Here is a 14,773-nt window from a genome sequence, read left to right on the forward strand (position 1 = left end):
CGATGATGATTGTGGACGAAGCCACCCGCGTCGTTCGTGGTGTGGCAGACGCAACGACGACGGTGGCCGGAGCCGTCGGCGGTGGAGTGCTCGGTGGAGTGACGGGCGGGATACGTGGATCGGCGGAGGGTGTCCGAGACGGAATTCGTGCGGGTAGTTCCTCGACGCCGACGGCGGTTCTCACGATGGCGGCCGTGGGTGCGGCGGGATTGGTGGAATGGCCGGTGCTCTTGGCAGTCGGCGGCACGGCCCTGGTACTCCACGAATGGGATCGCAAGAGCGGTCGGCCGGATCGCCAGGTCAAGGCGGTTGGCCGCACGAGCAAGCCGGAACAGGTAAAGAAGGAATCGAGCGGAAACTCCCACAAGGCGGCCGGCCGGTCACAGGATCGAACTCACAGTTCTTCGCACACTCGATCCACTCACTGATGTTCTCAGCGATGGCCCGGCGTGCGGTGTCGGTGGCAACTTTGCCGCCGCGCCTGGCGTTGTCGGGACTCGCGTTGGTGGGCGGTTCGACGATTCCGCGAACCGCTGTCAGTGACGTGGCGTTGCGGACCGGCACCCTCGCGTTGGCGGGTGTGGGGATGATTCCTGCAGCAGCGGGATCGATATTCGGTGCCCCGCGAATCCCAGGTTCCGCCTATGTCTCGGCGGCCGCGTCGGCGATCAATTATCAACCCCGGGTGCGTCGGCGAATCGAACAGCGCCTTGGCCGTTCGCTCACCGACTTCGCATTGGAGTCGGCGACGTCGTTCGCGGACGTTCTGACCTATGCGCCTGCGTCATTGGGCGTGGATTTCGGGCTGCGGACGATGCTGCTACGCGAAACTCTGGCGGCGCGACACTCTCGGCGGGTGTGGTCATTCGAACCTGGCGGTCGCGGTGCTTCCACGAGGCCTGAACCGAGTGGCTCAGGTGAGCGTTACGCAGACAGGATCGCTGGGGTTCAGCTGGCGGCCGGAGCTGCACTGGCTACCGTCTCTGCCGGCGGTGACACCGTCGCGACGAGTATCAAGGTTTCGGCGCCGCGACCGCTTCGGATGTCGCGCGAATCATTCGCTGCTGGTTTGTCATACGGTCTGTGGCGGACGCACCACGTCGCCGTTTCGGACCCCGCGGCTCTACGCATGCTCGATCGTGTCGATACCGTCCTCGTCGATCCGAGTGTCCTTTTCGACGACGCGCTCCGGGTTTCCGACATACGAGAGGTGTCCGAGTCGGACCGCGTCGTGGTGTGGGCACATGCCAGGGAAGCGCTTGACGCCGGCTCGCTCCCGGTCGGAAGACACCGCATCGACGGCGCCGAAGTTGTCGTAAGACCGGTGCGAAAAGGGTTGGCGGAATCACTGATAGGCGAAATACGCGCGAGCGGGGTCGCAGCCGTCACGATCGACGACGACGGGCTCGGATCACTGCGAAGTGGATTCGACGAGCTCTATCCGGCGCAATCGACTGCCGAAGCCGGCCTGCGCGAGGCTCTCTCGGCGTTGGTGGCCGAGGGTCGGACAGTTGCGATCGTGTCGAGTAGGGCGATATCGGGACAGGCAGTGCTACGCATCGGGATTTCACCACCGAGTGGCGAGCACGTGAGTGCCGACATCCACACCGACTTGGCCGGGGCGTGGCGGGTTGTCCATGCGCTCCCGGCTGCTCGAACAGCGACGAGGCGCGGTGTCGAACTCTCCTCAGGTTCTTCGGCATTGGGTGCCTTGATCATGCTTCCGGGAGTTCGAGGGGCTGGGCCGGGGCCGATCACAGCTGGTTCGGCCGCGGGACTGTGGACCGGATACACCTTGTCCCGATCTGTGATTCAAGCGCCCGTCCCTGTCGGTACTCCGAGCGATACCTGGCATGAAATGGACGGTGATGCTGTCGTTCGCGAACTATCCGAATCCATCCGACATACACCGCACCGTGCGGAAGCTCGTGTGCGAGCGCCCGCACGGTTCAGGTTGATCCGTGACGGATTGTCGGCGTTGCGAACAGAATTGGCGGATCCACTGACGCCTGTGTTGGCGACCGGCTCCGCTGCCAGTGCAGTCCTCGGTTCACCGGTAGACGCCGTCCTGGTCGGCTCGGTCTTGGTCGGCAATGCTGCGATGTCCGCTGTTCAACGGCTTCATTCGGAGCGGGCGGTGCAGCGGCTCTTGCGGACTCAGGAACCGGTAGCTCGGCGAGTAACCAACGACGGCACGGTCGAGACAGCGGCCGACGCGCTCGAACTCGGTGACGTCGTGGCAATCGAGTCCGGGGACATCGTGCCCGCAGATTGTCGCCTGTTGAGCGTCGAATCGCTGGAAGTCGACGAGTCGTCGTTGACGGGAGAGTCCCTGCCCGTCGACAAGCAGACCGACCCGACCCCTGGGATGCCACTGGCCGAGCGACGGTGCATGGCCTACGCAGGGACAACAGTGCTTGCCGGATCCGGTCGTGGCGTGGTCACGGCCCTCGGAGCCCGAACGGTGACCAGGCGTGCCGATGTCGGTGTGTCCCGATCCGGACCTGCTGTGGGCCTGACCAACAGACTTCGCGAACTCACGAGGGCGACCCTGCCGGCCAGTATCGGCGGTGGGGCGTTGGTGACAGTCGCGGGTCTGCTTCGTGGTACCGGTCTGCGCCGCGCCGTCACCGGAGGTGTGGCCGTAGCTGTGGCTGCCGTGCCGGAGGGGCTGCCTCTGGTTGCCACTCTAGCTCAGCAGGCCGCAGCGCGAAGGCTCACTGCAGCAGGAGTGTTGGTTCGTGCGCCACGATCGATAGAAGCGCTCGGTCGTGTCGACGTGGTCTGCTTCGACAAGACCGGAACCCTCAGCGAGAACAAGCTACGGGTGGCCGCGGTCGAACGCGTCGACGGCTGGGACGAAAGCGAGATTCTGGAAGTTGCGGCGCGCAGTGCCCTGGGAAGTCGCGACGATCGCGTGTTTCATTCGACGGATGCCGCCGTCGTCGATGCAGCCCAGCAAGCTCTGGACGATGCTTCGGTTTTCGGTGACGTCGAGGCGAACAACCTCGTTCCGTTCAGGTCGGGGCGGCCGTACTCGGCAGCTTTGCTCGGCAGGCGGATCGCACTCAAAGGTTCGCCGGAATTCGTGACCGAAGCAGGACGAGATCCGAATGCTGTGTCGGCGAAGCACGTTCAAAGCATGGCCGGACGCGGACTGCGGGTGGTTGCCGTCGCCCAGCGCGAGTTGTCGGAACACGACGCGCGACGCGCAGGCGAAGACTCGCAATTTCTCGAACAGTGTTGCTCCGAGGGGTTGGAAGCGGTCGGCCTTCTCGGACTCTCGGACACGCTCAGACCCGAAGCAACGCAACTTGTTCGAGAACTTCGAGGCGACGGACGGCAAGTGCGCGTGCTGACCGGGGATCATCCGACAACAGCGGCCGCGGTCGCCACCGAACTGGGGTTGGACGTCGCACGCGAGGATGTTGTCACCGGTCCTGACTGGGAGAACTTCTCTCGCGCCGAAAGACGGGATGCGGTCCGCGGCAGCAGCGTCTTTGCGCGCGTGACACCCGAGCAGAAGGTCGAGATCGTGCAAGCGTTGGAGACCGACGGGCGGGTGTGCGCCATGGTCGGTGACGGCGCGAACGATGCTGCGGCGATCCGAGTTTCCAGCGTGGGAATCGGGGTGGCGTCGACCGACAGTGATCCGGCGCGCGGCGCCGCAGACATCGTGCTCCTCGACGGCCGTGTCGGCGGACTGACCGACGCATTGGACGAGGGCAGTCAATTGTGGCGGCGGGTCAGATCAGCGGTAGGGGTTTTGCTCGGAGGCAACGCGGGTGAAGTCGCATTCGCGCTGATCGGTTCTGCGTTGTCCGGCGAATCACCGCTCAACGCAAGGCAGTTGCTACTGGTCAATCTGATGACGGACGCCTTGCCCGCTGCCGCGCTTGCGGTGAGCACCCCGTCCGAGAACGGATCCGAGAAGTCCGAACAGATGGACGCTCATGCGTTGTGGCAGACGATCGCTGTCCGCGGCGGTGCCACGGCAATCGGTGCGCTGGCAGCGTGGCTTCTGGCCCGGGCGAGCGGTAGGAGGCGGCGAGCGTCGACGGTGGCGTTGGTTGCCCTGGTGGGCACCCAACTGGGGCAGACGCTGCTCGAATCACGCAGTCCGCTGGTGGTCGCAACCGTTGCCGGATCCGCTGCGGCGCTGGCGACGCTCGTCAGCACACCCGTGGTGAGCCAATTTCTCGGTTGCACGCCGCTCGGTCCCATCGCCTGGGGCCAAGCGGTGGGCTGCGCGTCGGCGGCGACGCTGCTCGCGGCGCTGGCTCCGCGGGTGTTGGAGCGGATTGCCGCAACTGAGGAGAACGCGAACGGTCAGTCGACGATTCGCAAGATCCCGACGCGAACGAGCACTGCGTACACCTCCCGAACCGGGGGAGTCAGCGCTCGCGACAGCGTGGAAATCAGCGACGTGGAAATCAAAGAAGCGGAAACCGGTGAATCAGACACGCTTGTGAGCGTCGCTGCTGGAAGTGACACGTCGCCGAACTCCCGGGCGACCCGAGATGAATCCTGAGGAATCGTGACATGTCCCAGAACACCGTCGACCACACGAACCCCGTCGATCACCGCGCGGTAGTCGAATCCGTCCGTTCGGCACGGAGCTTCGAGTTGGAGCTACCGATCGTCGGTGCCATCCCTGTTCCGAGACCCGAGCAGATCGCCTACTTTGCGGTGATGGGACTGATGGTCGCCTTCGAGATCATCGAGTGGCCCGTGGCAGTCACCATTGCAGCGGGGCATCTGCTCGCAACAGAGCAGCACAATCACGTCCTCGAAGAGATCGGAGAGGCGCTCGAGGGGGTCTGACGCAGGCGCTGCCTGGACACAAATCGAGGCCTGGACACAAATCGAGCGGCCCCGCATTTCGCGGGACCGCTCGACGTGCGGAGAAACTTACTGCGCGAGTGCGCGCTTCATGCCGCGTTCGACTGCTGCGATGATCTGCGGACGCAGTTCTGCGGCAGGGACGATCTCATCCACCGAGCCGACCTCTCGGGCCCGCTGGATGTTGTGGATCGCTTCGAATTCGGATGCCACTTCGCCGAGCTTGTCGGAGCGGACGGCGATGCGCTGAGCGTTCAGTTCTACGCGCAGATGTGCTTTCTCCGTGTCATCCTTGGCTGCTGCCAAGTCTGCCTCCAGTTGCTGCACCTTCGGGTCGTTGTTGGTGCGGGTGTTCACCTCACGGGTGAAGACCACTGCGGCGGCGGGGGCGCCGCCGAGTACCGACGCGAACGAGCCTTCGACAGCAAGAACTTCCATGTTGTCGTTGAGCGCACCGGAGAACACGACGAACGCGCCGCCGTGGTAGCGGGAGACGACGCAGAACACGATCGGTCCGTCGAAGTTGACGATGGCGCGGCCGATCTCGGCGCCGTACTCGAGCTGGATGTTGCGCAGCGACTCCGGGGAACCGTCGAAGCCGGACAGGTTGGCCAGCACCACGATCGGACGGTTGCCGCTCGCAGCATTGATCGCGCGAGCAGTCTTCTTCGACGAGTTCGGGAACAGCGTTCCCGACGTCCAGGTGTCGGGACCGTCGGCGGGGAAGTGCCCCTTACGTGGGATCGCGCGGGATTCGATGCCCACCACTGTGACCGGATGTCCGGCGAGGTGCGCGTCCAGAACGACCGACGTGTCGGCGCCGGCCATGTCGGCCCAACGCTCGAGAACAGAGTGGTCCTGGTCGACCACCGAACGCATCACGGTGCGAATGTCGAAGGGCTTCTTGCGATCCGGGTTCTTCGCCGAGGAGAAGATGTCGCCGACCGTCTCGAAGTCGCTCGACGGGTGGGTGTGCGGGAAGCTACGCACGTCGCGATCGACAGGGTCCGTCGTCGCTGCGCGGCGCGGGAACCGTTCGCCGGGAGCGAGGTACGAGTGTGCGTAGTGACGGAACAGGATCTCGCACGCCGCAGTGAGGTCGGGGGCCCAATACTGTGCCTGGCCGTTGGGGCCCATGACGCGGTCGTAACCACCGATACCGAAGTTGTCCTCGGCCGACACACCACCGGAGTAGTCGAGAGACTGCTTGCCGGTCAGCACCATCGCGCTGTCCGGGGTCATCACCAGAATGCCCTTGGTGTGCATCAACATGGTGGCTTCGGCGTTCCAGTAGGGCTGAGCGCCGACGTTGATTCCCGTGACGACGATATTGATTTCACCGCCGTTCTGGGTGAAGGTGATGATCCGGCGCAGGCCACGGGAGACCCAGTCCATGTTCTCGGTGCCGCTCTCCATCGAGATGGTGGCACCCGAGGACAGTGCAAACCACTCGACCGGGGCGTTCAACTTCTCGGCCAGGTCGATGGCAGCGACCACGCGTGAGCATTCGGCCTCGGCCACGGTACCGAGCGCCTTGGTGGGGTCACCGAAGAGCGCGACACGGGTCATTCCCTCGGGATAGCGCGGCGTCGGAGTGTTCACGAGGCCGACGACGATGCCGGCCTTGTTGAGCCCGTACGGACGCTCGACAGGTGAGAGGACGCCCGCTTCGTCGAAGTCGTGCTCGACGAAGGTGCCCTTGGTGCCGGTCAGGAGCGGAATCAGCTCGTACGGGTACACCGTGCCGCGTGCCCGCGAACTCTGGACCTTCTGGGCGTACGCGTCGAGGGGGAGCAGCGGTTCAGTGGGAGGCGTGGTCTTGTTGATGACCACACCGGCACCTGCGCGGTAGGAGAATCGCAGCGCAACTTCCTTGGGCGCGCCGCCCTTTCGGTCCTTCAGGCGGGTGATGAGTGTGATCTCTTCTAGCCCGGCGCCGACGGTCAGTCGGGCTGCGTTCTGAGCGATCACGGAGAAGCGTTCGCTGGGAACGTCGGCGACCGGCCACACGTACAGCACGACGCGGTTGGCTGCCAGTCGACGCTTGTCTCCGCGCTGGGACTGCGCACGGCGGATGCCGTCGAGGCACGCGGCAAGTGTGCGCTCGATGGCCGGAAGCGCAACCATCTGGCCTTCGTCGTCGAGCTGCGGTGTCACGTCACGGATTTCCGCGAGAGCGATCAGGCGCTCGTCCTTCGGGTTCTCCTTGGCGGAGAGGTGGAACAGGTAGGTGTTCTCCGGAGCCGGCAGACGCTTGCCGTTGAAGTTCTTCAGACGCCACATGTCCAGACGCTGACCCGTGAGCGGATGCATGTCGCGGATGATGTTGTCCTCGACCAGTTCACCGTCGATCGGGCGGAAGGTGACCCAGCGAACCGGCTCCCCATTCGGATTGCAGATGATCACAGTCGCGCGGCGGGACCGGGTGATCGTCTCGTTGCGCGAGAGTTCGGTGCGCAGCGTCTCGACGAGCGTGTCGCCGTCGGCGGGCTGATTCGGCCAGTCGAGGTAGATGTCGACTACCAGGCCGCGACCGGATGGAGCATCCTGCGCGATTGTTGCGACATCGTCGAGAGCCGTTCCGAGAGCGTCGAATTCGGCCACCGTCGAGACCAGATGTAGCCCGTCGCCCTTGAGGTCGAAGTTACCGGTCACGAAACGGCGGTCGACGTGCTCGAAAACGCGGACGTCTTCGAAGGAGTGAATCTTGTAGTAGCGACGCGTGATGACCTCGAGCAGAGGGCCGCCATCGCGGTTGCCAAGGCCGATCTTTCGACCCAACAGGTCCAGGAGCGGTTCGGGAGTGGCGACGAGGTTGGCGATTCGCTCGTCGAAATCGGCAGCGTCCGGCTGCTCTTCGAGGTAGGCGAGGTTGCCGCGTACTCCGTCGTAGACGTCTTCGCGAACTTTGCGGATGCGCGGCTCGTCGAAGAACCGGAAGCGAAGGTTGCGGGCGACGTCGCCGATGACGGGGTAGCGGACCTGCGTCGCGACGATGAGTCGATCGAGAACCTCGTTGAGCTCCTGCGCCGAGCAACCGGGAGCCTTGTCGCCGACGAGCCAGCCTTCGAGAAGTGCTGCAATGACCGGGATCTGGGCTTCCATGCGCTGCAGAGCCAGGAAGAGTCGGTACACCGCTTCCTCGACGGCCTGGCGATCTTCCAGATCGGTGACGTCGTAGTGGCGAAGTGCCCGTTCGAGTCTCGTGCGGAACGACGCCGGCAAACCTTCGCGCTCGGAGTCGAGTGAGTGCAGGAAGGTGTGGAAGTGCTCGCGGGGGCTGTGGACGGATTCGTCCTTCGCGGACTCGCCCGAGGTGGGCTTGTTGCGCGAGAGTTCGCAGATGTCGGCGAAGGTGGTCAGCACAGCCAGTTCTGCCTGGACCAGTTCGCGGTCCTCGGATTCGAGTGCGCTGCGAAGTGCGTCGTATTCGGCCAGAACAGCGTTTGCGTGCTTGCCGCTGACGTCGTAGCCACTGATCATCGCGGTCAGTGCTTCCAGCTGTGCCAATGCATCTGCGCGGGTATCGGACCCGGAAGTTGCTGCGGGAAGATCGAATTGGACTCGCGGAGCCTTCTCCGTGACAGCTTCCTCACTGACCTGGTCGACGCGCAGGAGCGGTGCGCCGGCATCGACCTGGGAGTTGACGGTAGCGAGAACCTCACGCACTTTGCCCGCATACGGAGCGCGAACCGCGGTCTCCATCTTCATGGATTCGAGCACGACCAGAGTGGATCCGGCTTCGACGTCGTCGCCGACCGCGACCGGTACTGCTACCACTACGGCGGGAGCCGGCGCGCGGACTACGCCGGCGTCGTCCTGGCTGATCTGGTGGCTGATGCCGTCGACCTCGACGAGATAGCGAGCCGGGCTCACGACGGAAACGACGTGGAAGCGGCGATCACCGATCACCAGCCGTGACTCGAAGTCACCGAGACGATCGACGTCGACCTCGATGTCTCCGGCGTCTCCGTCGACGCGGTAGCGGTGCGGGCCGATACGACCGACGGTCAGTTTGTATGCCTGACCTTGGTAGTTGAGCTCGACGGTACGGCCGATCGCGTGATTGGCGCGTGGGCGGCCGCCACGTGCCGAGGCGAGGAAGGCCGCACGCTCGAGGGACTCCTCGGCGTCGTAAGCATCGATGGCGGTGGCGATCAGCGCGACGTCCGCGCGGCGAGTGGTGCCGGTGAGGGCGCCCGTGCGGTCGAGCCAGCCGGTATCCGCGGATGCCGAGATGACCTCGTCGCGATCGAGTAGATCGAGGAGGAACGACTTGGTTGTAGTGCCGCCGTCGAGTACGACAGTGGTTTCACGAAGGGCAGTGCGCAGACGCGCAAGCGCCTCGGAGCGGTTGCGGCCCCACGCGATGACCTTCGCGACCATCGAGTCGTAGTCGGGCGGAATGACGTCCCCGGCAGCGATGCCGGTGTCGACCCGGATGCCGGAGCCGAGCGGGAACTTGAGGAGCTGAACGGTGCCGGGTGCCGGCGCGAAATCGTTGTCGGCGTCTTCGGCGTTGAGGCGGGCTTCGACAGCGTGGCCGAATGCGGGCGGGCAGTCACCGACCAATTCGTCACCACTGGCGACCAGGATCTGCAGTTTGACGAGGTCGATTCCGGTGGTGACCTCGGTGATCGGGTGCTCGACCTGCAAGCGGGTGTTGACCTCGAGGAACGTGAAGAGCTTGTTCTCGGGCTGGTAGAGGTATTCGACCGTGCCTGCGCCCTGGTATCCGGCTGCCTTGACCAGTTCGGCGGACACCTTCTTGAGGTGGTCCGACTGTTCTTCGGTCAGGACGGGGGAGGCGGATTCTTCGATGACCTTCTGGTTGCGACGCTGAATCGAGCAGTCGCGAACGCCCGGAGCCCAGACATTGCCGTGGTTGTCGGCGATGACCTGTACCTCGACGTGGCGTGCATCGGTGACAAGGCGTTCGAGGAAGACGACGGGGTCGCCGAAGGACCGCTCTGCTTCGCCCTGCGTGCGCTCGAGTGCAACTTCGAGTTCGTCTTCGGCCCAGACCTTGCGGATACCGCGTCCGCCGCCGCCGCTTCGGGCCTTGATGATCAGGGGATATCCGATGGACTGAGCATGACGACGAGCGTCGGCGCGCGTTTCGACCGGTCCGCCGCTCCACGGGGCGACCGGTACGCCGACCTTCTCGGCCAGGATCTTGGCGGCAACCTTGTCGCCGAGCAGGCGCATCGCGTCGGCGCTCGGGCCGATGAACGTGATGCCCAGTTTCGCGACGATCTCCGCGAAGGCGGGATCCTCGGCCACGAAGCCCCAGCCGACCCAGACTGCGTCGGCCTCGGCTGCGAGCAGTGCTCGCTCGAGTTCGGCGTAGTCGAGATACGGGCTACCGGTGCCGGTGCTGCGCAGGGTCACGCCCTCATCGGCCTGGCGGACGAACATGGCGCGGCGCTCGGCCTCGGTGTGCAGTGCAATGACGCGAATGCCGTAGTCGTGTTCGGCGTTCAGTTCGCGTACAGCCCTGATCAGCCGGACCGCGGCCTCACCTCGATTGACCACTGCGATTCGTTTGAACATTGTCACTGCCACCGTCCTTGATGAGATTCTTCGTCACGTACGTTGCGATATGAGCCGACCGTGTCCCACATACCCGGATTCCCCGGTTCGTGAACTACGCCGCGATGCGCTGTGTTTCCCCCGGTTGCGCGTCGGCAAGTGATTGCCCTTCCGGTTCGTCGAGTCCCCTGCGCTGAAGCACTGTGTGCACCGAAGCGCTGTGTGCGCTGAGGCACTGTGTGCCTTGTGCGCCACCCTGCAGGCGTGGACTCAGAACCGCTCCAATCACGAATCAGCAACATATTGTGTCTGCTTCCAGGGAATCCCTGGTTTATCTAAGAATGCAGTATGTCGACGCTCATGTCACCTGGGCGAATTGAAGAATATTAGTCAACGTGAACCACGGTTACACATATGGCGTTAAATCATTGCGGTGCAATGGAATTCGGACTTGTGACACGGATCACGATGGTAATGAAATCGGCAAGAAAGTGAATACTCACTGGTAACAAAATCGCATATTCGGAGAATTCTCTGGGTTGCTCGATTATTACTGATCGGTACTACTGGCGAGTATTTTTTATGTCCGGTCGGACCGTATTCGAGAAATCGCCTTCGATGGTTGCGATGTGCTTTGCGATCGCGTCGAGTCCTGAGGGAGGGAGGTGCAATGCGTTGCCGAGAGCAAGTGAAGTCCGCTTGAAGTGCTCCACGAGTGGTTCGTATTTCGTGACCAGTCTCAGTCTGTCGGTCCCGTTCAGGTACTTCACGCTTCCCGCGTTGTCGACGAAGTCGCTGAACTTCACGAGGAACACTGCGGGATCTGCTATCGCGCGGATGACGTGATCCTGATATCCGGCGGTGGTGTTGTCGTGTGGGTAGTCGATTGGATTGGTCACTGCCTCAACAAGTTCGGAGATTCTGTGGCCGAAGCGCGAGGCGATGAGTGTGGACGCACGTTCCTGCGCTTCGGATGCGGACATGTCGTCTGCAGTCTGGCCACCGAGGAGCGCGATGACGGCGTGTGGTCGGTCCTCGACCGTGTCGTGAAGTGCGGTTGCGCTCAGGATCTCGACATCGGAGCACCCGTACCGAAGCAGCCGCAATACATTTCGTAGGGGATGAACGATGTAGGGATCCTCGTCGGACTTGATCCCGTTCTTTCTGAACTGATCGAGGTGCGCAAGGGTCGCGACCTCCATGGCGAGCCGTAGGGTTTCACCCGGGATCGCCAGCTCGTGGACGGCGCTCTCGATGGCGAAGACCAGCGTTGCAGCGTCCATGTCCTTCAGGGGCAACTGGTCGAATGCAGACCTGATCGGGTCGGAGTTGCTCATGCCAAATAGCCTTCCGGTTGGTGAGGCGTCGCGACGAATGTCCTGGTGCAGATCTGCAATCGAGCCCTGATTGACGCCGGAAATACAGGTCGAGGTCAGAATCATCTTGATTCTATCCGGCGACTACGACAGCAAGTGTTCCTAGCGTTGTCATAGAGGTGGGCGGGGAGGTTCGTTCGCCTCCATCACAGGCAAATAGGGCAGGAAGAGGTTCGATGACCACGGAGGCGACCCTGGAGTCGTTTGTCGAGACAGTTGACACGGATGTCGACACCCATCCGCTGGACGATCCTGTGCGACAAGGACTTCGCGGACATCATGCGCAATTCGCTCGCTGGGCAGGGAGAGTTGCGCGATACGACCCGACGGTCGCGCCGTTTGTCGGTCATCCGCCCGAGTTGGACGCCGAGGACTGGGAGAACCTACTCACACTCGTAGGTCCTGGCGGCACAGTAGGTTTGCGAGGATTTGATCACCGCCCGCCGGAAGGGTGGCGCGTTGTGGATCAGTTCGGCTCGGTGCAGATGGACGGATCCGCACTCGAAGTCTCCGTTGATCCGTCGGTCGAACTTCTCGGAACGGGCGACGTTCCCGAAATTCTGGCATTGATCGAGCGCACCAAGCCAGGACCGTTTCTTCCTCGTACCGTCGAGATGGGCAGTTACTACGGCATTCGCGTCGACGGAAGACTTGTTGCCATGGCGGGGGAGCGGTTGCACCCTCCGGGATGGACGGAAATCAGTGCGGTGTGCACTGACAGCGACTTTCGGGGTCGAGGCCTGGGTACGACGCTGATCCGTGCCGTCGCTGCCGGGATTCGCGATCGCGGCGAGCTGCCATTTCTCCATGCAGTGCAATCGAATACGAATGCCATCAGACTCTACGAATCACTGGGGTTCGTTCTCCGGAAGAGATCCAGGTTGACTGCGGTGCAGGCGCCTGCCTGATCGAATTCGCGCCGACGCCTGTGTTTCGGGCGCTCGGCCACTAGTCTGAACAAATGACAGTCGATCAGGCGTTGGACAGTGATTTCCTCACTCTTGCCGATCCGTACCGCCGCGAGTTGCTGGCGCACTGCTATCGCATGATGGGGTCGATTCACGACGCCGAAGACCAGGTCCAGGAGACGTTCATCCGGGCTTGGCGCGGGTTCGACGGTTACAAGGGCCAGTCATCTCTCAGGACCTGGCTCTACCGCATCGCGACGAATACCTGCCTGACCGCGCTGGAGGGGAGATCGAGGCGTCCCCTCCCGACCGGCCTCGGCGCACCTAGTTCGGACCCGGCCGACGATTTGATCGAGCGCAACGAGATTGCCTGGTTGGAACCGATCGCCGATTCTGCGTTGGGCGACGTCAATGATCCGGCCGTCATGGTCGTCAATCGCGATTCGGTCAGGCTCGCGCTTGTTGCCGCTTTGCAGCACTTGTCCGCGCGCCAACGTGCGGTTCTGGTTCTACGTGACGTTCTCCAGTGGAAGGCGTCGGAAGTTGCGGAGGCGCTGGACACCACAACCACTGCGGTAAACAGCCTGCTGCAGCGGGCTCGCGCGCAGATCAATCACATCGGACCCACCGAGGACGATCTCGTGGAACCGACTACCGAGGCTGCCCGGAAGTTGCTTCGCGACTACGTGCACAGCTTCGAGAGCTACGACGTCGAGGCCATCGTCGAACTGTTCACGCGCGAAGCCATCTGGGAGATGCCTCCGTTCGAGGGTTGGTACCAGGGCCCCGAGGCAATCGGGCAACTCATCGGAACCAAATGCCCGGCCGACGGACCAGGAGCGATGCGCCTACTTCCGACCGCTGCGAACGGTCAGCCGGCGTTCGGCCTCTACATGCGCGAGCCCGATGGTGTTCACCGCGCTTTCCAGTTGCACGTTCTCGATGTCACCGAGTCCGGGATCTCGCACGTGACGTGTTTCTTCGATCTGAGTCTGTTCGCACGGTTCGGATTGCCTGCCGAGCTGTAGGTGCCCTGCCGAGTTGTAGGGGCAAGGAGTTGCGCGAGCCCTCCGGTATGGAGGGACCCGCGCGACTGCTCGTTACTGCTGTTGCTGTGCGTTACTGCTGGGGAACAGTCGCAGCCGGGTCCATCCACATGACCTCCCAGACGTGATTGTCGAGGTCGCGGAACGCGCGTCCGTACATGAAGCCGTGATCCTGGGGCTCCATCCACTTGCTGCCGCCGGCAGCAATCGCCGCGTCGACGAAGGTGTCGACTTCCTCCCTGCTGTCGGCCGACACACACATCAGTGCTTCACGAGCTTTCGACGTGTCACAGATGTCGTCGGCGATGAAGTCCCCGAAACGCGGTTCGTTCAGGAACATGACGGTGGCGGAATCGCTGACGATCATCGAGACAGTGTTCTCGTCACTGAACATGTCGTTGAACTCGAAGCCGAGGCCACTGAAGAATGCACGGGTAGCGGCGACGTCCTTGACCGGCATGTTGACGAAGAGAAGACGAGACATTGGGTGCTCCTTGAACTCGGTTGACTGATTACTGAACGCTTCGGTTCCTGTTGGTGCCTGCTCATACAGACCGCAGTGGGCGCAGAAAGTCATCGCGAGAAGCAAAAATTCGAGAAAAGTATCGCCTGTTAACCGACTGCAGTGCTCTGACCTGGCGATTTGGTGTTGTGTTGATCTTCGCGTAACTTTGTCCAGGTCAGAGCGACACGGACACCGACTCCCACCTGCGAGGGTGAGTGACACGAGGTTGTACGAAGTGCCTGACCAAAATCTGAAGTAGTTTCCATCGTGTATGGTTGTGCTTCACCTCCAGTTCTTCCCCGAATGTTCAGCGGTTTGCGCCGGTGACCAGGTTGGGATAGGCTGGAAAAGTTGCCCCGGAGCGGCGGCCATAGGGTCGTGGTGATGGTGTGTGCGTGTTCTTTGAGAACTCAACAGTGTGTCGATGAATGTCAGTGCCAAATATTTTTTGGTACTTCACATCCGCGAATGATCAACCGCCTCTTGGGGTTTGGTTGGTTTGTGTGTGGTGTGAGTATTTTTCGTCGGTGATTGTTCATTCTTCCGTCTGAATGGTTGCCGACA

General features: G+C 62.7%; 8 protein-coding genes. 5 read left to right on the forward strand and 3 right to left on the reverse strand.

Annotation, left to right across the window (positions count from 1 at the left end; translation table 11 throughout):
* Positions 1-2 precede the first annotated feature (2 nt).
* Genes ASU23_RS05140 through ASU23_RS05150 form a run of 3 tightly spaced genes read left to right on the forward strand, consistent with a single transcriptional unit; the run spans position 3 to position 4,824 of the window.
* A complete protein-coding gene (locus ASU23_RS05140; protein ID WP_058037443.1) occupies positions 3-428 on the forward strand; it encodes a hypothetical protein in 426 nt (141 codons plus the stop codon).
* Positions 428-4,531, forward strand: coding sequence for a cation-translocating P-type ATPase (locus ASU23_RS05145; protein ID WP_058037444.1), 4,104 nt, complete (start codon positions 428-430; stop codon positions 4,529-4,531). Before ASU23_RS05140 ends, ASU23_RS05145 begins: the two co-directional genes overlap by 1 nt.
* An 11-nt stretch (positions 4,532-4,542) precedes the next feature.
* Positions 4,543-4,824 (forward strand): hypothetical protein, encoded by a 282-nt coding sequence (locus ASU23_RS05150; protein ID WP_030536904.1) that lies wholly within the window; start codon positions 4,543-4,545, stop codon positions 4,822-4,824.
* 87 nt (positions 4,825-4,911) lie between these two features.
* Here the strand turns inward: ASU23_RS05150 and ASU23_RS05155 are convergent, their stop codons facing one another.
* Both ASU23_RS05155 and ASU23_RS05160 read right to left on the reverse strand, forming a co-directional pair.
* Positions 4,912-10,395 carry a carboxyl transferase domain-containing protein gene (locus ASU23_RS05155; protein WP_058037455.1) on the reverse strand — a complete coding sequence of 1,828 codons (5,484 nt, stop codon included), beginning with the start codon at positions 10,393-10,395 and terminating at the stop codon, positions 4,912-4,914.
* Positions 10,396-10,937: 542 nt separating this feature from the next.
* On the reverse strand, positions 10,938-11,711 hold the full coding sequence (locus tag ASU23_RS05160; RefSeq protein ID WP_232509030.1) for a hypothetical protein: 774 nt from the start codon (positions 11,709-11,711) through the stop codon (positions 10,938-10,940).
* 215 nt (positions 11,712-11,926) lie between these two features.
* On the opposite strand from ASU23_RS05160, the gene ASU23_RS05165 reads away from it, so the two are divergent.
* Entirely contained in the window at positions 11,927-12,658 is a 732-nt protein-coding gene (locus ASU23_RS05165) for a GNAT family N-acetyltransferase (RefSeq protein ID WP_058037445.1), read from the forward strand.
* Positions 12,659-12,711: 53 nt separating this feature from the next.
* Complete coding sequence (locus tag ASU23_RS05170) at positions 12,712-13,686, forward strand: sigma-70 family RNA polymerase sigma factor (protein WP_003945115.1); 975 nt, start codon at positions 12,712-12,714, stop codon at positions 13,684-13,686.
* 91 nt (positions 13,687-13,777) lie between these two features.
* On the opposite strand, the gene ASU23_RS05175 is transcribed toward ASU23_RS05170, so the two are convergent.
* Positions 13,778-14,188, reverse strand: a complete 411-nt coding sequence (locus tag ASU23_RS05175) for a VOC family protein (protein ID WP_003945103.1) — start codon at positions 14,186-14,188, stop codon at positions 13,778-13,780.
* Positions 14,189-14,773 lie beyond the last annotated feature (585 nt).

This window comes from Rhodococcus sp. KB6 (assembly GCF_001445685.1).
GTDB lineage: Bacteria > Actinomycetota > Actinomycetes > Mycobacteriales > Mycobacteriaceae > Rhodococcus_F > Rhodococcus_F qingshengii.